Genomic DNA, 25,008 nt, shown 5'->3' with positions numbered 1-25,008 from the left:
AATAAAATCAAGTAAATCAACAGAAACAGCGAGATATGGTGCAAGCATACTCATTTTATTCTGGTGAAATCTTGGTTTTTTCAGCATATAGTTCAATAAACACAAGAGAGGAAGGGTATAAGTGAACAATAAAATCAAAGGCAAGATTTCGACGTTCTTTATGTTAATCGTCTTATTCACACAAACTTTAACCCCTGTGGTAACTGTTTTTGCGGAGGATTTAACGAAGGACACAGAATCGAGTAGCGATATTCGAGTCGAAACACAATCAGCAACTCTAAGCAATAACGACATTGAAAATGTTGTTCAGAGCAGCACAAATACGTTTGAAACGAGTCAGTCAACGATCGTTTCAACTGAAATAACGAATGAAAGTACAACCGTTGAACCATCGACAGAATCAGGTGAGGCGACAACGGAAGAAACAGGTGAAGCAACCGAAGCAACAACGGAAGAAGATGAGGAACCTGCCAGGGAAAGCACGGATACAACGAAAAAGTCATCGCCATCCGTTCAGAATCAAGAAACGGTCGAGGACATCCTTCAATTGCTAACAGGTGTAACAGCACAAATCCAAATTGATGGTAAGTGGCAACCATTTAATCATCAAGGATCAGTTACTGTCGATCCAGAATTGTTAGGTGGTTTAATACTCCACTATGAATTTAAACAGGTTCCAAACGACATTGAATTAGAAGCGGACAAAGTATACGAAATTATTTTACCGAATATAGTCAAGGTTTCTGAGACAAAGACGTGGCAGAATGAGGATGAAAATATCACGTTTGAACTAACTGTAGATGGTAAATTGAACATCGTGTTTTCGGAAAATTTTGTAACAAAAGATCAGCGTGAATTCACAGCAGAAATTAATTTAGCTATCGATCGAACCGTATTTGAAGAAGAACGCTATCAAAAAGTTGAAATTGGTTACGGCGATAATAAAATCTTTGAATCAGAAATTATTGGTGATAACGATAAATATGAAGGTGAAGACAATAAAAAAGGATTCACTTATATTCTAGAAGAGGATGTTAAGCGGGAAACGACAATACGACCAACTCATGCGGATTGGACAGTGACCGTGAATAGTGGCATCAACCGTTACGAGTCAGCCAAAATTCAAGATACGATTGGCGAAGGGCATACGTTAGTTGCAGGCAGCATTGTCGTAACGAAGGTCATACGCAACAAAGTGACTGGAGAAATTCTTGATCGCGAGACAGTAGATGTGCCGAAAGATGCGATTCAAGTTAATGGGCAAAGCTTTACAGTTGATATAGGGGATATTAATGACACCTATGAAGTTTCTTATACGACTTTAATTACAGAAGGTCAGCCAGGAACCGAGAATAAAATTAAAAATAATACTGTGATTATTTTAGACGGTGACGAGACCAAAGTAAACGAAGAACTCGATGTTAGTTGGGGGAAAGAGTATCCAACGATCAAGAAGACATCTCCAAGTGTCGACGGTAAATACATTAATTGGGAAATTAATTATAATTACGCGAATGAAGATTTTGGGGTTGATCCACTGATTTTGACGGATAAACTATCAGAAGGTAGTTACTTTGATTTAAAGGACTTAGGACTTAATATACAAGAAGTCAGTCTGGATCGAGAAGGGAATCCGGTTTATGGCGAGAGCGTTACAATAGAGCCAACCCTCAACGAGCAAGGGCATTTAATTCTTTCGATTCCAAATGCAAAAGGAAAAGGTTACAAGATTACCTATCGCTCTATACTTAAAGGTGATTTAAACGGTGTAACAATTAAGAATGAAGTGACAGTCAATGATCCAGATAAATCAACCGACAGTGCAGAGCAAGTTGTGACTACAACACCAAGTTTAAATAAATCAAGTAAAGTGGTATATGAAGGCGGTAAAGCCTATATTGATTGGACGATTGTGTTTAATGAAAAAGGCTATGCGTTTGATAAATTGACTTTAGTTGATACATATAATACAAAGCATTTAACATTATTGGAAGAAACCATTAAAGTAAATGATGCCGTTTTAGCTGAAAACATGACCTTTAAAAGAACGGACCAAGACTTTACACTAACCATTGAACCAGCTGCAGCTCAACCTTATATTTTAACTTATCGTACAGAAGTGACAGAGTCAGGGCTAAAAGAGGGATTAAGTAATAAAGTCAATGTTGACTGGGGGGATGGACACGGTGTCGAAACTGGAGAAGTCAAACCAGGTGAAATCAAACCAGGAGTGACAAAAGAAGGTAAATACTCCATGGTTGAAGATGAGAACCGTCAAAAAATTGACTGGAAGATTACCTTTAACAACAATAAATTGATTTTAAATAAACCTGTTTTAACCGATACGTTTAATCCAGCTGATTTAGAAGTTATCGATGATGTTGTGATTAAAATTGGTGATCGAGTAGTTGAAACAGGTAAATATACTTACGATAAAACACCTGATGGTTTTACAGTGACATTCAAAGAAAACACTGAACCAGAAATCTACACGATCGAATATTCAACCAATGCACCAGATGCAAGCAATGCTAATAGCGTCAATACCGCGACACTAAAATGGCAAGGAAAAGAGGATACAGCTGAAAGTACTGTGTCCAAACGAACGCCAGGAGTCAATAAAACAGGCGAAACGATTGTTGCGGAAGATGGTACGAAACAAAACAAATGGGAAGTTAAATTCAATACAAATAAACATGTGATTTATGATTTGGTGCTGACAGATACCTTTACACCAGAGACGTCGACACTAGTTGGTGGCTTAGAAGGTGTAAGTATTAAAGTAGGCAGCACTGATTTAAAGGCAGGAACAGACTATACGATTGCTTTTGCAGAAGGGAAAACGAATCAGTTTGTTGTCAAATTTTCAAAAGAAACCGAACCCGTCGTTTATACGATGACCTATGCAACAACGTATACGCCGATTGATGAGATGCAAAATGCGGTCAATAGTATCGATTTAGTATTCCGTGGTGGTACGGAGTCAACAGATAAAACGATTGCAAAACCAACATTAAATGTTGAGAAAAAAGTAACAGGATTAAACAAAAAATCTGATCCTAAAATCTTATCTTGGCAAATTAATGCCAATCCAGGAAAAGAAGCGAAAAATCGCGTTTCACTCTTTGATGCTAAATTGATCGATGAGATTTTAGCCGACCAAGCATACGTTGATGGATCAATGAAGATTGTTCGTTCAGATCAGCCAGAGACGGATTTAGATGTAAAGAAACTCGTCACTTGGAAAGATTCGACCTTTACCATTAGCCTTCCAGATGGTCCGTATGAATACATCGTGACCTATGATACAGCGATTGTGGCATATCCATCGATGAATCCAAATGAGGCAGGCAAATACGATCGTTACTATAATGAAGTCTCACTAACGAATCAACCAGATCCAACGAAAGATCCAGAAAAAGCAATAGCTCATGCTTACAAAGACTACTTTGACGATGGTTCAAACAACAATGCTGAAAAATCAGGTGAACAAAATCCTGATACAGACAATATCGATTGGACAGTCAAGATCAATCCGGCTGGTTTACCGATTCGCGATGCGAAAATCGTCGATACATTGGACGAATACCAAGAGTATCTTGAAGACTCTGTGATCTTGTCACTGGGGGAACTCAAACTTAAAAAAGGCACCGATTACTCGATTGAATTCGGTGAAGATAAAGCCGGGAATAAAACGTTCACCATCATTTTAAATGAACGAAAAGAGACACCAGAAGAAGTCGAAGCAGGCATTAGTTACAATTATCAATTGTCTTATAGCACACGACTACGCGATGGCGCAGTAGGAATCTTTGAGGTCCAGAATGAATTCTCCATCTCAGGTCTCGTCAATGCTGGTTGGACGGAAACGGTCACAACAAGTACGTCAGCTGAGAAATGGACATATGGTGGTAGTGGTTCAGGCGTGCAGCTTTCACTTGAAGGTAAGAAGGTTGATGCTGATCGACCAGATGTGGCATTAGAAGGGGTGAAATTCAACCTTTCGCGTATCACAGGCAGCAATCCAGAAATTAAAAAACCAGCGCCAGGTGAACTTATTACGAATGCTGATGGCGTCATTGCAGTTAAAGAAATTCGTTCCGGTCGTTACATTTTAGAAGAAACTCAAGCCAAACCAGGCTATGAAACAATTCCATCGATTCATTTTATTTTGGGCTACGATCAAAATAAAAATAAGCTCATTACTCTAACCGATAGCAATTGGAAAGCAACAGAAAATCCAAATGTCTCGGTTGAAGAGGGTAAATTGGTGATTCGCAACACGCAAATTACTCGTGCGATTTTGGCGAATAAGATTTGGAGCGATAACTCACCACAACAAAAACCAACGATTTGGTTTACGTTATTCAGTCGAACGAAAGCAACTAAAGCAGGTAGCGCTCGAATTGCCGATTCGACTCAAGAATTATTATCTGGTGAGGAAAATGTATCATGGGACGACTTACCGACTCATAATGATGCGGGTGATATACTCGAATATTATGTGAAAGAAACAGATATAGATGGAACATTATTAATTCCAGAATACTATGAGCAAACCGGTGATGGTCTAACATTAACGAACCATTTCATCGAAAAAACGGTCGAATGGAAAGCAACGAAAATCTGGGAAGATTATGGGAACAAACACTTAACCCGTCCAGAATCTATCTATCTACAACTTTTACAAGATGGTCAAGCTCATGGTGAGATTGTTGAATTAGTCGGATCGAAATTCCTTAATATGTGGGAGCATACTTTCGATAAGTTGCCACAAGTCAATATGATAACGGGTGAAGCTTATGTCTACACCGTACAAGAAGTTGATGAACAAGGGACACCAATTGAACAATTAGGTGACTACGATGTCACTTCGGATGAACAAACGGTGACCAATACGTTACGTAATGTGACGGAATTACATGGTGAAAAAGTCTGGGATGATTTTGATGACCAAGATCAAGTTCGTCCAGCAAGCGTAACCATTAACCTTTTACAAAACGATAAAAAAATCAAAGAAACCACAATTACAAATGAAGAAGACTGGGCCTTTAGCTTCACCGATTTAGTGAAGTACGATCAAGATGGTAATCTTTATGATTATCGCGTGACGGAAGAAACTGTTCCAGGATATACACCAAGCATTGACGGTACGACGATTACCAATAGTTACCGTGGGAATGTCGAAGTCGCAGGTACGAAGACTTGGAAAGATGGGAATAACAAATTCGATAGTCGCCCAACAACGATTACCGTTCAACTATTGCAAAATACGAAACCAATTGATGAACAAATCATTGGTGAAAACGAAGAATGGCACTATGCCTTTACCGATTTAGCGAAGTATGATGAAAACGGTGAGCCTTATGTCTACACTGTGGCAGAAGTTTCGGTCAATGGTTATGAATCAACCATTATTCAAACGTTGGAAGCAATTGAAGGTGAGATTCGTTTCAATCTTATCAACCATTTAGTAACGACTGATGTTCAAGTTGATAAAGTCTGGGATGATTTTGATAATCAATACAACCTTCGTCCAGCAAGTATTCAAGTCAGCCTGTTACAAAATGGAGAACCGCTAGAAAGCGTTGAACCAGCAACCATCGAGCCAGACGAAACGGGTAATTGGCAACACCGTTTTACCAATTTACCGAAGTTTGATTCAGAAGGTAAAGAGTATCACTATACAATAGAAGAAGTGGCTGTCCCAGGTTATGAATCAACCATTATTCAAACGTTGGAAGCAGTTGAAGGTGAGATTCGTTTCAATCTTATCAACCAATTAGCGACCGTGGATATGCCAATTAGTAAAGAGTGGTCGGATAATAACGATCAATACGGTCTACGTCCAGATTCGATTACTGTTCGTTTACTTCAAAACGGCAAAGAAATCGAGTCGGCACCAGCTATCGAAGTGAATGCTAAAAACAATTGGCAGTCTGAATTTACTAATTTACCGAAATTCGACGCAGATGGTCAACCTTTTGAATATATTCTTTCAGAAGATACCGTTACCGGATATGAAGCATCAATTAATCAAGCAACTGGTGTCATCACGAACCAATTGCTGACAACCAATCTAATTGGTGAAAAACTTTGGGAAGATTGGAACAACCAAAGAAATCAACGTCCAGAATCAATTACTGTTAATCTACTACAAGGAGATCGAGTAATCGAGACACTTGAAGTCAAGCCAGATACAACAGGTAAATGGCACTTTAGTTTTGATAACTTGCCGAAGTTAAACGCCAAAGGAGAAGCCTTTGAGTACTCTGTAACTGAAAACGAAGTCGAAAATTATCGCGCGACGATTGAACAAGAAGGAAATACCGTAACAATTACGAACCAATACTTCAGTCGCTTGCCAGGAACAGGTGGCGGCAAGGAGGAAAATAGTGGTGGAAAATTACCAAATACTGGTGGTGGAAGTCAAAAACCACAGCCAGTTCAACCAACCACACCGAAAAAATCATTACCACAAACGGGTGAACAGGTAAATCCATTGCTTTCAATTATGGGTGTCCTATTAGTCGCAATGACTTTGACCATTGGTTTTTATAAACGCCGTAAAAAACAATAATCATTCGCCCCAAAAACCATTAAATGACCTTGAGAGATACAGGGTCGTTTAATGGTTTTTTTTTTTTGAATTAAATGTTCAAAAAAATCACCGAACTACACGCGAGGATGACCAATTATTTATTTACCTATTTTCATCAATGGAAAAAATCAGAAAAGCCGTACTATCAAGAATAATTGTACGATTTATTAAGCATAAATATTGGCAAGAAGGTTAAGATTTGGTTAAATTAACGAGGCGATATCAAAAAATAGGAGGAGTCAATTAAAAAATGAAACATAAAATCAAAGGCAAGTTTTCAACACTATTTATGTTAGTTATTTTATTCGCACAAACGTTAACACCAGTCGTTACCGTTTTTGCTGAAGATACGACATCGGGCACGCAAGCAAGCAGCGAAGTCCAAAGTGTGAATGAAACACTATCAAGCGAAAAAATACCGGCGGAAGGGGTAATTACCACTAGTGCAAGTAGTAGTACCAGCATGCCAACTAGCGAAAATAAAACAGCGTCAACGAGCAGTTCAACAGAACCCTCAACAAGCGCAAATAGCGGAGCAACAGCCGTTAGCCAAGAAGAGACAAGCGCAACGGAAGAAAGTAAAGAAGAAGACGAGGAGCCTGCCCAGAGCAGCACGGGGACGAGTGATGAAACAAGTGAAAAGGAAAGTACAGATGAATTAACGAAAGAGATTAAGCGGAAATCACGCGCAATTTCACAAAATATTATTACTAATTTTAAAATTACGGATCGCTTTGGTAACGAAGGAACGCAAGCTAAACCTTTAAATCCAAACAGTCCAGAGGGAGTCAGTGTTCATTTTGAATGGGCGTTACCAGCGGAACACGAATACCAAAAAGATGACACGTTCGTTTTTTCACTGCCAGATTTGTTCGAGATCAGTGGAGCGATGGAAGGAACATTATCGAACGGGACCACTAATTTTGGAAAATATGTCATTGATACAGATGGCAAAGTAACATTAACTTTTAATGAAAATATTGGTCAAGATGAGGTTAAGGGAACGGTCCAAGTTGATACATGGATTGATATTCAAAAATTAGAAAATGAAACGATCAAAGTAATCGAGAGTCCAATTAGTGGGGACGAAAAAAATTATGTTTTATATTTAGAATCCGCAAATGGAAAGCTAATTAATAAAAGTGGAACAATTGATAAAGGGTTTGGGGCAACAAGTGCAACTTGGAATGTCGATATCAATACGGGATTAGAAAAATTAATCAATCCTTCGGTGTCGGATAAAATTCCAACAGGGATGAAGTATAAAGAGAATAGTTTTGAAGTGATTACACTATCGGTTGGATTAGACGGTACAGTTAAAGAGACCACAGTGAAATTATCTAGTGATAAGTATGAGGTAACAGGCAACCTAGATGTCGTTTTAAAAAATCTAACAGAAGAAGAAAGCTATCAAGCGTATCGTTTGAAATACGAAACAGAGATTGTTGACTCAAATTTAGAAGGAACAAAAACATGGACAAACGAAGCCATTCTAACAAATAACGGAACGGCAACAGAATCTGTCAAGTCATCGGTAAGCTCTGACTATGGAGAAGAATTAACCAAATCAAACCTAGGATACAATGATAAAGAACAAACATTTGATTGGGAAATTCTTTACAACTTAAGTGGTAAAACAATTACCAAAGACAAAGCGATTATTGAAGATACATGGACGCCAAAAGGTTCAATGGAACTGAATAAGTTTAAAGTTTATTCAGTTACACTTGATGAATCGGGAAATGTTATTGCTAGTAGTAAAACAGAGGTTGATAGTAGCCAGTACGACATGAAACCAAAAGCGAATCAATCAGGTTTTGAGTTAACCTTTAATCAAGACGTATCCTCCGCTTATGTCATTGAGTACAAAACAAAATTAATTCAAAACAATGGGGAGATTTTGACTCAAGGTGGAACGATTCAGAATGAAGTAACTTCTGGTACAGGAAAAACATCTGGAAGCGAAGGAACATTTACGCAACCAGGGATTATCAAAACGAGTCCCGGATATGATGTTAAAGAAAAAATCATTGATTGGGAAATCAAAATTAACCAAAACAATTATCAAATGAATAACTTAGTGTTAGAAGATAAATTTGTGGGTGATGGTCTGACATTAAAAGAAGATACTTTTCAATTAATAGATGGTTCCGGTCAGCCATTAGTACGTGATACGGATTATCAATTAGAAGTAACTCCCCCTGCTCCTGGAAATCCCGGAAGTTTTAAAGTTCACTTCACAGGTAACTATGCATCAACGAAGGAATCTTTCACATTAAGCTATCAGACGAATTTTGAGCGAAATTCAGATGGTTCTGCAATATACAAAAATAAAGCAGATATTAAATGGAAAGAAGGAGGAATTGACTATAGTACGAATACTGCTGAAGTTGAAGGGACACCTAGTGGTCACACAGGCCCCAATGGCGTTAAATCAGGAACGTTTAATCCAGTTGATAAACAGATTACTTGGGAAATTAATACCAACTATGCACGTTTGGATATTTCAGCTGAAGATTATAGGATAGAAGACCTTCTTGACGCTTCACAAGAGTATGTCGAAGGAAGCCTAGAAGTATACACTTATACGATTAATGCAAAAGGCGAAATTATAAGCAAGACACCAATTACGAGTGATTATTCACTAAAACAATCAGTAGAGGGTAACCAAAATAAACTGACAGTTACTTTTAAAGAGTCTGCGCGGAAACAGGGTACCATTGGAATTCAATTTAAAACGAAGTTCAAAAATAATCTTATTACAGAAACAGTGATTGAGAATACTGCCACGGTATTAGCTGGCAATAAGGAATATAAGCTTAAAGCTGAAACAACAGCAATTGATGATGGTAATAACTTTGCGAATAAATCTGGAAAACAAACAGGTAATCGAATTAATTGGGAAATTGAATTAAATCCAAACGGTTCTAAAGTGGATGAATTTACCTTGAAGGATACTGTTGCAGCGGCAGGAGACCCTTACAGTGTATTCATTGCAGACAGTGTAAAACTGTATTCAGCAACGATTAATTCAGATGGTAGTTTAACACGAGGAAATCAAGTGCTATCAGAATCCTCAGGGTTATATACATTTAAAGATACGAGTGATCCTCTTACAGGGGAGCAATCTTTTGAATTGAAATTTAATCAAGAAATTAACGAACCGTATATACTGACTTACGATACGTTTATCGATGTTTCAGGAATTTTTACAATCTCAAATAAATATGAGATTTCTGGTAAAAACATCACGACAATTACAGATAGTAAAGTAGAAGAAGTCCCTGTTAAAATGTCCGGATCTTCAGGCTCAGGACAAGGAACAGTCGGATCATTGAAAATTGTTAAACGAGAAAAAGATGGTACAGTGACACCGATTACGGGTGAAGTTGCCAAAGCAGCTTCTTTCGAATTATGGAATGCTACGGGAGATGTGCGTATTCGTCAAGCGGTACATTTAGATGGAGACGGAAAATTAACTTTTGCTAATATTCGTTCGAGTCAATACCGAATTGTTGAAGTTACACCTCCAACGGGATATACGATTAACTCCGAGTATGCTGATCGTGGTGGAAACGATAAAGGAAAACTAGTTGACTTGAAAGATTTAGTTGCTGGAAAGGTCCATGAGTTCGATGCCGAGGATCCTCGCTATCAAGTAATTTTAGAGAAAAAATCTGAGACTGGAGCTCCTTTAAATGGTGCGATTTTTGATTTATATGACGGGACAACCGATGCTATCGTGTCGCAATACCAGGATTTAGAAATCAAAAAAGGTGGAAAATTAGAGTTAAACATTGACCCAGCGCATATTGGAAACGTGATTGAATTGGGCAAAGAATATTATGTCAAAGAGAAGCAAGCTGTTGGGGGCTATCTTTTAAACGAACAACCAAGTGCTCGATTTGTCTTTGAATTAAATTCTAATGGTACGCAAACAGTTCCTACAGTGACAATTATTAACTATCAAGGTTCTGTTCAATGGAAGAAAACCAACAAGAATGATATAGGATTAGCAAATGCTGTTTTTGAAGTACTTAATGAAAAGGGTGTTGTGGTATCAGGAAAAACAGGCAAAACCGATGCGAATGGTATTGTCACAATTAGTGGATTAGCACCCGGGAAATATAAACTCAGAGAAAAGACAGCGCCAGCGGATTATATTAAAAATCCAACGCCTTCTTCTGAATTTACAATTGATGCTTCGGCAAATGGGAAACCTGAGACGATTGTTCTGGCTGGTTCTCTGATTAACTATCAAGGTCAAGCAACAATGAAGAAGATAGACAAAGATTCAAATCCATTGGCTGGAGCAAAATTTGTTATCAAAAAGCTTGATGGGGATAATTATTATAACGGTACCAATGCAAATGGTACGATCAATTGGGTTGCTCAAGAAAGACAAGTGACTGATGTAAACAAATTTACTTCTGATTCAAATGGTATTGTAACAGGCCCGCTTTTAGGCCTAGGTGAATACCAATTTGTTGAAGTAGAAGCACCAACAGGTTATATCATCAACACTAAAGGTGTAAAGTTTGAGATTACAGCAGTAGACAATCAAACCGATGCTGAATTGCCTGTAGTTGATAAAACAGATAAACCGTTAATCAACTATAAAGGTTCCATAGAACTAACGAAAAAAGGCTACAATAACACCCCGTTATCAGACGTAGAGTTCCGATTGCTAGATAGCGATAAAAAGCCAATTAGCGGTCAAGAAAATCTAAAGACTGACACTAACGGGAAAATCAAAATAGAAGAGTTAGCACCAGGAAAATACTATTTTGAGGAATTAAAGGCAGCCGACGGAGGCTACGTATTAAATAAGGAACTCTTAGAATTTACTGTTCCTGAACGTGCAAATGAAAATTTAGCTATCAATTTAACCAAAGATTTTATCAACTATCGTGGTAAAGCAACGTTGACGAAAACATTAGCTAATGAACCGGCAGGATTGAGTGTTGGAAAGACAGCACAATTTTATTTTAAAGATAGCGCTGGAAACTTTTATCAAGGGAGGATTGATTCAGAAGGAGCAGCTGTTTTTAATGCAACGGCTACAGAAATTACCGTTCCAATAACTGGGAATCAAGGGATCACTACGGTCGAAGGTTTAGCACCAGGGATTTATTCTTGGGAAGAGGTAGAAGCACCAACAGGCTATTTATTAAATACTGAGAAACAAGATGTGACGGTTGGTACGGAATATCAGGGAGAACCTACTGCAGAAGCAGCATCTATGACTAACTATCAAGGATCTGCAGAATTAAGTAAAATCAACGAATTGAATCAGGGAGTTGACTTAACCAATTCGGGAGTAGAGTTTAAAGTTTATAAAAAAGATGATTTAGCGAAAACAACAGTGGGTCAAATAGCATACACGGCTGATGGTAAAGTACAAGTCAGTCACCTTGCTCCAGGAACGTATACGATTGAAGAGATCGTTGCGCCAAAGGATTATGTGCGTAATCCAACGACTCTTGATTTCGAGATTTTAGCTAGTGCGTCAGGAGAACCAGCGGCAGTCACGCAAGGACTAACGTTGACTAACTATCAAGGGTCGGCTGAATTTGAGAAAAAAGACAGCCAAAACAATCCAATCAATTTGAACGGCACTGGTGCAATATTTGAAGTATATCAAGTTCAAAATGATGGGACATTAGGAGCAGAACTTCAAGGAAAAGTTACAATCACTGATAATAAAGTTACAGTAACAGGATTAGGATCAGGAAACTACCAGTTTGTTGAAGTTACGGCCCCAACAGGCTATATCATAAACACCAATGGCCCAACATTCACGATTCCAGGTGAAACAAATCAAGAATTAGCACTACAAACAGGCATGGAACTCATTAACTATCAAGGGTCAGCACAATTGGTTAAAAAATCTGGAGAGCAACTTGTTGCTGGTGCCGAATTTAAAGTCGTAGATGGCAAAAACAATGACATCCAAACGGGTCTTATTTCAAACGATCAAGGTGTTGTTAGTGTTGAAGGTCTTGCGCCTGGAAAATATAGTTTTGTTGAAACAAAACCAGCCCCGGGCTATGTTTTAAATACGACAAAAAAAGAATTTACAATAGTTGATACTCACAAAGATTTGCCTGATACAGTAAGTGCGGGTGAATTAAACAATACCCTTACGTCATTTACATTTACTAAACAGGTGGAAGCCAAGCAAGGCTTAACGACGCACGCTTTAAAAGATGTCGTATTTACGATTAAGAATAGCGATGGAAAGCATTATAACGGCTCTTTAAACGAACCAAGCGAAGCATGGGTTGATACAATAGAGCAAGTATCAGATGAAGTGAAAGCGAGCTTGACATCAGATGCAAATGGCAAGGTAAACGTTAACGGTTTAACACCTGGAACGTATACGATTGAAGAGGTTGACGTTCCAACAGGGATTGTGAAAAAAGAAGGCACTGTCCTAACCGTTACAATTAGTGAATTAGGCGCAGCAAGTTTTGCAAACAATGAGTCAACGATTGTTAACGAACGAGAAACGACAACAAGTATTTCAGGTCAAAAAACGTGGATCGATGATAGCAACGTCTTCAACACTCGACCTGCAGACATTACCCTGACACTTTACCGACAAATTGGTGAGGGTGGAACACCGGCGCCAGTACCGGGAAGTACACTGGGTACCAATTACACGATTACAGTAAGTGGTACGGACACAGAGAAATGGGATTACGAATTTACCAATTTAGTGACTCATAATGATAGTGGAGAACCATATATCTTTACCGTTAAAGAAGAAGCGATTAGCGGCTATACAACCACATATGATGGTATGAATGTAACGAATACGTTAGTTCCTACTTCAGTTTCAGGTAAGAAAATGTGGACAGGTGATGGCACTGTGAAGGATTTATCTCGTCCAGAGTCAATTACCCTAACATTACAACGTGATGGAATCGATGCAAAAGATAAAGACGGAAAAATTATCACAGCAACAGCAACAGCTCCAGATTGGAACTATGAATTTACGGATTTACCTGAATTTAAAAAAGCAGATGCAAAGTTTGTTTATACGGTTGTTGAAACTGAGGTTCCTGGATATACAACAGCTTATGATGGAATGAATGTGACGAACACTTTCCAACCGATGACTATTGAAGGTGAAAAAAAATGGTCTGGTGATGATAAGAACACAGCGTTAACACGTCCAGATAAAATTACAATTGAATTGTATCGCAACGGGACAACCGATCCAGTTGATACTCAAGAGATAACGGGCCCTGATTGGAAATATCTATTTACAGGATTACCTAAATTTGATGGACAAAAAGCATATGAATATACTATTAAAGAAGTAGAGCATCCAGGTTATTCATCTGTAACAAGTAACGATAATAAAATCGTCACAAATACACTAAAACTGACTTCTGTTCCAGTTCAAAAAGTCTGGAATGACGCGACAGACCCGACAGCACGTCCAGAATCTGTCACAGTCGAACTTTTACGTCAAGTTAAAGGTGAAGACCGAATTGATGTTGTTACAGAAGCGACTTTAAAAGCGGAAGCGACAAAAGACACTTGGAACCATGAGTTCACAGGATTACCGACACATAATAAAGATGGCAAACCATTTATTTACAGTGTGCGAGAAACGAATGTACCAGCAGGGTATAACGCAACGCAAACGATTGATAAAGATGGGGTAACACACGTCATTATAAATACTTTAATTCCAGAAGGCGTCTTCTTCGCGACAAAAATCTGGGATGATGGAACGGATACAAGTATTCGACCAGATAGTATTCAAGTACAACTTTTCCGTCAAGCAGCAGGTAGTACAAAAGAAGAAAAAGTAGGTACTGAAAGCACGATAGCCATTAAAGACGAACAAAACCCATTAGAATGGCAAACAGAATTTACGGGATTAGCGTCACACGATGCATTAGGGAAAGAATATACTTACTTCCTAAAAGAAATAACAAAATCTGGTAGTTATTTAGAACCTACAGTTAACCAGACAACGATTACCAATACTTTAGAAACAATTAAGAACATTTCTGTTGAAAAAACCTGGGAGGACGAATCAGATATTAGTATCCGGGAAAACGAAGTTATCATTGATTTATATCGTACAAGTAATCCGAAAGTAGAACCTGTTCCAGTGGACGGTCATTCACTTTGGTTGTCTCAAGTTAATAATTGGAAAAGTGAGTTTACAGGTTTAGCCAAAGCAGATAAAGATGGAAAAGAGTTCATCTATTCGATCAAAGAACGTGGAGTCTCAGGCTATACAACAAAAATCACTGGTACTCAAACAGAAGGCTTCGAAGTTACGAATAAACTAGAATTAACGCAAGTAAATGTAACGAAAAACTGGTCAGACTACTCGAATAAGTTTGGCTTACGTCCAGATGCGATTCATTTACAATTAATGAAACGTGTTGGGAAAGAACTTGTTCCAGTAGAAAAACAAACAATTGATAGCAACGGTGAAATCAAAACAACGATCGTTGAAATGACTTTATCGGACATAGTGAAAGAGAATAATCAACAATCAGATGTATTCTCTCGTTTAACAAAATATGATGAGAATGGCGATGAAATTCAATATGCTGTAACGGAAACGCCAGTAACGGGGTATGAGACATCAATTGCCAATGTTACATCTGAGATTGAAGGTCAACAAAATATTAGTATTACAAATACTTTGGAAACAACGACAATCCCAGTGACAAAAACATGGGCTGATGATAACAACCGCTTCGGTTTACGCCCGGCGAGCATTACAGTGAGCTTGTATCAAAATGGGCAAGAATTTAAAATAATTGATCCAGTTGAAATGAAACCAAATAAAGAGGGTGAATGGAACTATACATTCACTGATTTACCAAAAGTGGATACAAATGGTAAAGCGTATGAGTATACTTTATTTGAAGCGACTGTTCATGGATACGAGGGTGTAATTAATCAAGACACAGGCGAAATCACCAACACTTTAGAAACGATTAGTATTCCAGTTAGAAAAATCTGGAAGGATACGTTTAAAGAAACAGAAAACTACTATAAATCTCGTCCAGAGTCCATTACGATTCGCCTATTACAAGGTTTATTAAATGATGGAGCAGATGGTGTCGAGATTGAGCAAATTCCAGCAGAGAAATTAGTAGCAAAAGCAGGAGTTTGGAGTCATACGTTTGAAGATCTTCCGAAGTACAATACTAAAGGTGAAGAGTATATCTACACCATTAAAGAAGACTCGGTTGATAAGTACAAACAAGTCATTGAAGGCAATGCCAAAGATGGATTCGAAGTAACGAACACAAGAAAATCGTACGCAATTGGTGATTACACTTGGATCGATACAAATAAAGATGGGATTCAAGATGCAGACGAAGAAGTCTTAGTCGGTGTCATTGTTGAGCTTTTCGATGAAACGGGTAAAATTAAAATTGGAAAAACAACAACCGATGAGAACGGCCGTTATCTGTTTGATGAGTTAGAAGATGGTACATACACTATTAAGTTCACTCTAACAGAAGAGCAAAAAGAACTTTATGAGTTTACCAAACAAGATTCAGGTAAAGATAACAAAACCGATTCTGATGCTGACCACCTAACAGGTTGGACAACAACGATTACGTTGAACGAAAACAGCAAAGAATTAACAAAAGAGTACAAAGATCAAGAATTCAAAGCAACTGAAGGTATCGATCCAACGTGGGATGCAGGAGTGGTCTTACGTGAAAAGATTGAAATCACAGGTACGAAAGTTTGGATAGGTGGACCAACAGTTAAACCAACGATTGAGTTCCAACTTTACAGAAATGGTGAAGCACTAGGTGAGCCGGTTGAACTGAAAGATGGTACGACGACTTATACTTGGAAAGATCTGTATAAAACAGATACAAACAAGGAAGCTTATGTGTATACGGTCCAAGAAGTTGGGACACCAAGCGAGTACAATAAGACAGAACAAGACTTAACCGTAACGAATACAAGAAAAACGTATGCAATTGGTGATTATACTTGGATCGATACGAATAAAGATGGTATCCAAGATAAAAATGAACCAATCTTATCAGGAGTAAAAGTTGAGCTCTTTGACGAGAAGGGTAAGAAAATTGCGGAAACAACGACAGATGAAAACGGTCGTTACCTCTTCGACGAATTGGAATCTGGCAAGTATAAAGTGAAATTCACTTTAACATCAGAGCAGAAAAAACGTTACAAATTCACGAAACGTCATTCGGGAGATGCAGAGAAAGATTCAGATGCGGATGAGGAAGGTTGGACAATTGATATTGATCTAAACGAAAACAATGCGTTCTTAACATTGGATTACGCAGATCAAACGTTCAAAGCTTCAGAAGGAATTGACCCAACATGGGATGCAGGAGTCGTATTAATAGAAAGTGGCAAGGTACCAGGAACAGGTGGCGATAAACCATCAACCGGTAATAAAGCACCGACAACGGCAGATGGTCAAAAACCATTACCTCAAATGGGTGAAGCGGGTAATCCAGTCTTACTCACAACGCTTGGTATTCTTCTAATCGGAAGTGTTACAAGTATTGTAACAGCAAGACGTCGTCGTAAAGGTTAAACAAATAGTTAAAGAGAGAGATCGCTGAGAAATTTTCAGCGGTCTATTTTTTATTGAGAAGAAAATGAGAGAATAAAAAAAGAGTTTTAGAGTGTGAATGAAAATATTAGTGTGTAATATATCATTCTTGGAATAAATTTATTGACGGGAAAAGCAGTTTATTCACAATGTTTTTTGAATGCATTGTTTTAAATAAAAAGCACATGTTTTTTTAACAATCATTAAAGACGGAACAATCGCTTTTCTTACAATGTATCTGTTATGTATACAATAAAATAAATTGTATACACATCTAATATTCGATAGATTGTGAAAATAGCACAAAGAAAGATAACGAGTTTTATTATTGGCATGAAAATTGCTTTAAATAAAGAGGTAAGGTCCTTTTTAGATAGTAAAAATAAGGGGAGAAGGATTTTGTACATTTAAGCTCGGGAAAGGAAATGAAAAATTTGTTTAAAAAGATAAAATGGTTTGTTAAGGTTGCTGTTGTTTTTGGTTTGTTAAGTGTATCAAATATTCAAATGTTACAAGTCGTATTGGCAGATGATGCTAGTGAGGAAGAACCTGTTATCCGAACACAAGGTGCTCAAAGAATCAATACCAATCATTTGCTGTGGATACCCGTTTCAGAGGCGAATCCTTTGGGTGGAGCAGATGATTTCAATGCAATTTTATTTGATTCATTTATTAATTTCAATGAGACAGGAGGACCCGTAGCAGCGGGGCGTTTTGAGAATATCAAAATTGTCACTTTTGAAGAAAATTTGATTGGGGGGACCAATCAATTTGATGATTACGCGATTCCTAGATTTAATGTAGGAATGATTGCTCAAAATGGGATTACAGGTACTAAAACAAAAATCCATAACGGGGATGTAGTCATTTCGGAGCAACAGTATGGGGATCAAACGGAGCGTAGTTCAGGAAATTCATATATTCGTCAAGAAGCAATCAACACGTTCTTGAGCGATGCTAAATCCGATCTCGTAAATTTACAAAATCAATTGTGGGAGCTACCAACAACGGGCGATTCGGCTACCAACGAGTGGGGGCAAATTACTTTTACTGCGGATAAAAAGATGAACATACTTGAACTGAATCAGCATGAGCGTTCTTCTTTGCATATTGATAACATCGCTGTTGATGGTACGATTATTATGAAAGTGAACACGAATCAATTAAATTTAAATACGATTTTTATTAATGGGGTACAAATTAATCAACAAAATATCAATCAAATTGCTAATCGTCTACTTTGGGTATTTGATCCGTCTATAACAGACTTGCGTTTTAATCAAACCAATTTAATTGGATCGGTATTGGCACCAACAGCTAATATTTGTTTTGTTGACGGATACAGCACGATTAATGGTACGTTGATTGCGAATCATTTGAGTGGTGAAGGTTCAAGTTCAGAATTGCATTACGTTGGGCGTTACATTGGGAAGTTACCTGGAACACCAGAACTACCAACAGTGCCGGATACTAGTACCACCGAACCGAGCAGTACCGCTTCAAGTATCCCTGACCCAAGCACCACTGAACCGAGCAGTATCGATTCAAGTATCCCTGACCCAAGTACCACCAAACCGAGCAGTACCGATACAAGTATCCCAGACCCAAGTACTACCGAACCGAGTAACACAGGCTCAAGTACCACTGAGCCAAGCGTAACCGAGCCGAGTAGTCCGGACTCAAGTACTACTGAACCAAACGATAAGGATTCAAGTACCCCGGAGTCGTCAGATAAGTCAGGCACCTCTAGCTCTACGTCAGATTCGAGACTTCCTTTAGAAACGCCAGAAGAACCAAACAGGCCCGGAAAATTACCACAGACCGGAGGAACACCGGATAAACAATCAGTTGTTGGGAACAATCAAAATAAACAACCAACGACACCTAAACAACCGAATAAAGCCAACCGTTATCGAACGTTGCCGCAAACAGGAGAGGGAGACAGCTTGATTGAAAGTCTTCTTTCGCTGGTGGGGCTCGGAACGATTTTTGCAACAGGTTTTATTTATATGAATCTCTACCGTAAAAAATAAAAATAGAGCCAGAAATCGAGTCTTCGTTTGACTCGATTTCTAGCTCTATTTGCTTTAAATAAATGATTGAACGATTAAACTAATCACTCCAATGGCAACTAATACTAGGCCACCATAGAAAGTAATTTGGTGAAATGGCCAGCGAGAAGTAGTTATTTCATTGGTTTGATGACGTTCGGCACGAGTTGGTTGCGCTTCTTCTTCTAATGTTTCGCTCATTTCAATCACTGGTTCACTTTCGTCGCTTGGCTCAATTGCCTCCTCCAACATCTCCTCATCAGTAGGTGCTTGATGTTCGGAAACGAGTGGAACGGCTTCGAATGTTTCTAAATCCAAATCGTTTTCGTCTAATTCGTTAGCAATTTGATTGTTCTTTTGTGGGGATGATTTTGGAATGAAAAAGCTCATTAAGAAGAAAAGAAAGCCAATCATCATTGTACCCAGTGCTAGAATTGTTAATTGGGTAATTTCAAAAAATTGAATAATACTATTTAGAAAAGAGTTGTTTTTGACTTTTTCCTCAATCTTGGAGCTGTTTTTACTGTAAGGAACAGCAATTTCAGGCAAACTGTCGGAAATTAGAGGCAAGTTATTTGTTAAATAAAGGCGTCCCTCCTTGAGTTCAAGCGTCGCATCGGCGGTCTTAGGTAAGACGGTACCGAAGTCGTTTTCCAGATAAAAAGTTGTTCGATTGAGTGTCTGTTCACCTTTTTCAGCAAGTACACGGTATTCATATTGTTCGAATACATGATTTAAAAGAGCTTCACCAGCGATCGTCATTGGGCTTAATTGGTTTTCCATGGTAAAGGTATCATTTGCCCCCATAAGTAGACTAATCACGGTCATATCGCCTTGTGTTACCGTAAAAAGACCGCTTGTGTGTTGCAAGTTACTATAATCCATTAACAAGCCATTGGCGCCTTTGATTGCATTGGGTTGTCCAAATAAAAAAGGATTGCGATTGGTAAAGCTTTCTTGGGTTATTAAAGAACCTTGTACAACGACCTCAGTTTGTTTTGTGATATCGAAAACTTCTGGGAATTTATTTACGAAATGAAAAGTTAACAAAGCAAGATCCTTAGCTGTCGATTGGTTTGCTTGTTGTGGTGTCAGGTCAATTAGTGCTGGGTTTTCTTGTAAGCTCGTTGGGGTTAAACCGCTCGGACTATAAAAGGTCGTTTGCTTTAAACCCAATTGTTGCGCAGTTTCATTCATCTTAGTGACAAAATCGTCCAAGTTTGGCGTGATTAGCTCCGCTAGTAAATAACTTGCGGCAGTAGATGTTGGAAAGCTAACGAGTTTAATTAAATCTTCTAGTGTATAGGTTGCCCCAGCAAAAATCGTGTTGTTGGGCAAATACTGAAGTTGACTTAACGCTTGGTGTGTTTCATTGGCTGTAATCGTTGATTGCCAAGTGATTTCCTCTTTATGCAAGGCGTCATAGGTTAAATATAGTGTCATGAGATGGGTTAAATAACCGGGATCAATCGTCTGATTGGTGTTGTCCTCCCAAAGAATTTGTCCGTTTGTCGCTTCAATAACGAGGCTTGTGGTGGGTAAATTTTCTTCAGCGACTAATTGTTGGCCATTTAAGAGTGTGCGTAAATCATCTTCCGCATGAACATTTGGCGAAAACAGACCGAAGCTTAGCATGAAGAGAAAGCTGGCAATCATATATTTTTTTAATTGTTTCAAACAAAAATACCTCCTAATAAATGTACTGTTTGTTTCTATTTTACCATCAAAAAAATAAAACAGAAATAGAAAAGAGTCTAGAAAAATGGGAATACCATTTGGCTAGACTCTTTTTGTTATTCTTTTACCCCATTTTCGTGAAAGGCGCGCCAATCACCGGTAGGTACTGGGAAGCTTTCTTCTAAGAAATTCGGATCATTTTCGACCGCATAACGGTAGACATAGGCTTGAATTTCACGATCATAGGCTTGTGTTTCTTCGCTCCAAAGTTCGACCGTCAAAATTTCACGGTTGTATTCATTTGGTTCAGTCCCTTGATTGTAACCTTCAAGGACGTCAAGGCTGGGTAGAGTCGTATCAAATTCATGTAGGATAAAGACTTCCCCATAGACCCATCCTTCACCAGGAAGCAAGGCCGGATAACCTTTTTTCGAGAGGTGAAAGAGTGAACCATGCACGCGCGCTTTGACAGGTACGCCAACGGTTCGGTTTTTTAAGTAAATATTGTAGTTAAATAAGTTATTCATTAGGCTTCCATAAGCAAATAATGGAAGGGGTTGATCAATTTGCATTAGTGAGTCGTTCCTTCAATCGTTTTTAAATCTTCTTTTCCGTCAAATAAGACGATGGCTTCAATTGATTTTTCCAAACTTTTCGTAATATCTTGTAGGCTCATAAAAGGTTGATTGCCTTTATCGATTACTTGTTCTGCGATGAATGGTACGTGGATAAATCCACCTTTCATTCCAGGGAATTCTTTTTCGATTAGGTAAAGCACTTGATACATAATGTGGTTACATACGAAAACGCCCGCTGTGTTTGATAATGCAGCTGGAAGACCAGCGTCACGAATGTTTTTAACCATCGCTTTAATCGGTAGCTGTGTGAAGTAAGCGGCAGCGCCATCTTCTTGGACAGGTACGTCGATTGGTTGATTGCCTTCGTTATCAGGGATACGTGCATCGTCTACGTTAATTGCGATACGCTCAGGCGTTACGCTAAAACGTCCACCTGCTTGACCAATACTTAAGACAACATCTGGTTGCTCTTTTAAGATTGCTTCTTTGACAACATCTGCTGATTTACCAAAAACGGTTGGGATTTCCAATTTGATAATTTCTGCGCCTGCAATGGTATCTGGTAAACCTTTCACCGCTTCTAATGCGGGATTAATCGGTTCGCCACCAAAAGGATCAAAGCCAGTAACTAAAATCTTCATGTAAAATTCCTTCTTTCTTTTGTTGTCTGATTTAGAGAAATCATTCATAAATTTAAAAATACTTATTACTCGTTATAAATCGCTCCAATAATGACCTCTTGTTGAAACGGTATTTCTGGAGCAAGTGTTCGGAGATAACTCTTCCTCTGGATAAAATCAAAGGGCGATTTTTCCATAGGCTTCGTTATCTCTCACACCTGACCGCTCCATAAATGACCTCTTTTTAAAATGCTAAGAAATACATTAGGGCTACGTGGATTGCGAGTAGTAAAATTGCGATTGGAGCTTGGGTTTTGATTACGCCGTTTTGGTCTTTCATTTCTAGTAATGCAACCGGTAGGGCGTTAAAGTTAGCGGCCATTGGCGTCAGTAACGTTCCACAAAATCCAGCGGTCATTGCAAGTGTTCCAGCAATTACTGGGTCGCCACCTTGTGCGATAACGAAAGGCACGCCGATTCCAGCTGTGATAACAGTGAAGGCTGCGAAACCATTTCCCATTACCATTGTGAAGAGCGCCATTCCCAAACAGTAAGCTAAAACGCCTAAGAAGCGGCTGCCATCAGGAATAAAACCAGAAATCGCATTTGAGATGACATCACCAACGCCAGCTGCAGTAAAGATGACACCAAGTGCTGCTAATAACTGTGGTAAAATGCCGACAGTACCAACGGATTGGAACATGCGATCTGTATCGTCTAAGACTGTTTTTGGTTTGGCACCGGTTAAGGCCATAGCAACAATTAAAGAAACAAATGAAGCAATACCGATTCCAACTTGTCCTCCAAGTGGTGTGTAAGAAATAATTACGGCAACAGCGGCTAAAACAATCGCCGGTAAGAAGATAAAGCTACCAAGACGTTTGGCACCAGCTTCGCCTTCTTCTTCTGTCACAGGGGCTGTTTTTCCAACTTTGACTTGTTTGAATAACGTCAAAGCACCCATAACGGTTAATAAAATTCCAGAAACCATGTAAGGGATCAAGTTACCAGCGGCAAAAATCACACCAAGTAGTAACCAGAATAAACTTGTTCCATAACGAACAGGATTCGTTTTGTCATTGAACGTGCGAACCGCAGTCATCATGAGTAAGAGTCCAATTAAAATGTAGAAAAATTCAAGAATATTTTTGATGATTACATCCATTTTATTTGTCCCCCTTTTGATTCTTTTTCACACCGTATTTACGATCCATACGATAGTCAAAGAGTAAGTTGTAAATCGTTGTGATAATCAAAGTGATAATCGCAACGATAAATGCGGTTTGCGAAATCGCAGAGACGGGCACATCATAGCCGAGTGATTTCAATGTTCCGCTAATTAATAGCACACCAGAAGCCGCCACGAACGTGTTTTGTGCGAAGAAGTTCCCAAAGTTTTCATTGGCAGCAGCCATTGCTTTGATTTTGTCTTCATCTTCTTCAGAAATATCACCGTAACGAGCTTTTGCAGCACCTTGTGCCATTGGGTTAACGATTGGACGTACAAATTGTGGGTGAGCTGAAATACGAATACCAAATGCACCAGCGATTTGGCGGATCAGAACGTATAAACTAATAAAGCGCCCAGTTGTTAGTCCCTTCATCTTCTCAATTAAAATGACTGCTTGTTGGCGTAATCCGAAACGTTCAGAAATACCAATCATTGGTAATGTGAGTAAAAAGATTGTGACGAGTCGGTTGTTGACGAAAGCTTCTCCTAATAGAGTAAAGAATTCTGTGATGGAAATACCAGATACAAGTGCAGTAGCGAGGGCTGCGATGATAACAACAGCAATCGTGTCAAACTTCAAAATAAATCCAATAAGAATAATTAAAATACCGATTAATTTAATCCATTCCATGTCATTACACTCCTTTTTATTTACTATCAAAATTATACGAGAAAAACGTCTAAAAGGACACTGAAAACCTATATTTTTGACGAACCATTCTATTTTACACGGACTAGCTTATCGTTGTCAAAGATGTTAAAATTATCACAAATGTTTGAAAAGGAGATTTTTTTAATGGAAGCGAAAATAACTTGTACAACAGAATTGGTTCAAGGTGGCTGTAATGCCTGTCCTGTCGTACCTTCTACGAGCTATGCGATTTGTTTTGATCAAACGGCCATTCCCCTTGGAGGACTAGAGGTCGAGTCATTAATTATGGCAGTCGCATTAAAAAAAGGTTTTCGTCAAGACTTAGTGATGGGTTTTGATGAAGATTATACTGTTTTTAAAAAAGAGCAGCAACAGGTCACATTCAAAGATTTTTATGGTTCATTGACCTACGAAAATTCTAGTCAGAAAATGACACTCAAAAATACGTATGATTCGAAAGAAGAATTGTTCACCCAGGTCAATCGTGTATTGAATGAATTGTTTCAAATTGAGTCCGTCGCATTTAAAGTGGAGGAAGTTGAAGCTTAGTAACCATCCATTAGCCTATCATTTGAAGGAATCACAACAAACGTGATAAAATAAATGAAAAGGAAAACGAGGTGTAGTATCAATGAATCAATTATTGAATCAAAAAAACTATGCAACAATCGTTAAAAAAATTACCGATAATGCGGGCGTCAAACAAGTACTCGCAAAATCAAATGATCTAGCAGTTAAGAAAATCGCACCGTCGATTTATAAACAAGGCAAAGAGCGCGGACGAATCGAAGGGGCGCTAGGTGCCTTCGCAATCGGTACACTTGTCGTCGGCACGTATGTCGGTGTGCGCAAATATCTAGAAAAGAAAATGTATGAGCCACGCAGTGCAGAAGAAGAAGCAATCATTGAACATGAACTGGATGAGGCGGTTACCTCTTTTAAGGAAGCCTTTCATGAAGCGACAGATGAATGAGTCGAAACGATTAGAGTTGTGATGGGAAATC

The 25,008-nt window shown here is 38.6% G+C and carries 10 protein-coding genes; 5 read left to right on the top strand and 5 right to left on the bottom strand.

Going from position 1 to position 25,008, the window contains the following annotated elements; all coding sequences use genetic code 11:
* Positions 1 to 121: 121 nt before the first annotated feature.
* The 3 genes from IEV09_RS11410 (at position 122) to IEV09_RS11400 (ending at position 19,228) form a co-directional block, all read left to right on the top strand.
* Positions 122 to 6,580, top strand: a complete 6,459-nt coding sequence (locus IEV09_RS11410; protein ID WP_188368441.1) for a Cna B-type domain-containing protein — start codon at positions 122 to 124, stop codon at positions 6,578 to 6,580.
* Between the two features lie 271 nt (positions 6,581 to 6,851).
* On the top strand, positions 6,852 to 17,177 hold the full coding sequence (locus IEV09_RS11405) for a Cna B-type domain-containing protein (protein ID WP_188368440.1): 10,326 nt from the start codon (positions 6,852 to 6,854) through the stop codon (positions 17,175 to 17,177).
* 443 nt (positions 17,178 to 17,620) lie between these two features.
* Positions 17,621 to 19,228 (top strand): collagen-binding domain-containing protein, encoded by a 1,608-nt coding sequence (locus IEV09_RS11400; protein ID WP_188368439.1) that lies wholly within the window; start codon positions 17,621 to 17,623, stop codon positions 19,226 to 19,228.
* Between the two features lie 54 nt (positions 19,229 to 19,282).
* On the opposite strand, the gene IEV09_RS11395 is transcribed toward IEV09_RS11400, so the two are convergent.
* The 5 genes from IEV09_RS11395 to IEV09_RS11375 form a co-directional block, all read right to left on the bottom strand.
* On the bottom strand, positions 19,283 to 20,923 hold the full coding sequence (locus IEV09_RS11395; RefSeq protein WP_188368438.1) for a DUF1958 domain-containing protein: 1,641 nt from the start codon (positions 20,921 to 20,923) through the stop codon (positions 19,283 to 19,285).
* Between the two features lie 116 nt (positions 20,924 to 21,039).
* The gene (locus tag IEV09_RS11390; protein WP_188368437.1) at positions 21,040 to 21,495 is read right to left on the bottom strand and encodes a gamma-glutamylcyclotransferase family protein; all 456 of its coding nucleotides are present in this window, start codon (positions 21,493 to 21,495) and stop codon (positions 21,040 to 21,042) included.
* Positions 21,495 to 22,142, bottom strand: a complete 648-nt coding sequence (gene pcp, locus IEV09_RS11385) for a pyroglutamyl-peptidase I (protein ID WP_188368436.1) — start codon at positions 22,140 to 22,142, stop codon at positions 21,495 to 21,497. The genes IEV09_RS11390 and pcp overlap by 1 nt, the downstream gene beginning before the upstream one ends.
* 223 nt (positions 22,143 to 22,365) lie before the next feature.
* Positions 22,366 to 23,286, bottom strand: a complete 921-nt coding sequence (locus tag IEV09_RS11380) for a DUF979 domain-containing protein (protein ID WP_188368435.1) — start codon at positions 23,284 to 23,286, stop codon at positions 22,366 to 22,368.
* Between the two features lies 1 nt (position 23,287).
* Entirely contained in the window at positions 23,288 to 23,983 is a 696-nt protein-coding gene (locus IEV09_RS11375) for a DUF969 domain-containing protein (RefSeq protein ID WP_188368434.1), read from the bottom strand.
* Between the two features lie 165 nt (positions 23,984 to 24,148).
* On the opposite strand from IEV09_RS11375, the gene IEV09_RS11370 reads away from it, so the two are divergent.
* Positions 24,149 to 24,553 carry a DUF4809 family protein gene (locus IEV09_RS11370; protein WP_188368433.1) on the top strand — a complete coding sequence of 135 codons (405 nt, stop codon included), beginning with the start codon at positions 24,149 to 24,151 and terminating at the stop codon, positions 24,551 to 24,553.
* 82 nt (positions 24,554 to 24,635) lie between these two features.
* Entirely contained in the window at positions 24,636 to 24,977 is a 342-nt protein-coding gene (locus IEV09_RS11365; protein WP_188368432.1) for a hypothetical protein, read from the top strand.
* Positions 24,978 to 25,008: the final 31 nt, after the last annotated feature.

This window comes from Enterococcus alcedinis, assembly GCF_014635985.1.
GTDB classification, from domain to species: domain Bacteria; phylum Bacillota; class Bacilli; order Lactobacillales; family Enterococcaceae; genus Enterococcus_I; species Enterococcus_I alcedinis.
Note: the sequence above shows the minus strand (reverse complement) of the source record. Positions and strands in the feature narration are given on the sequence as shown.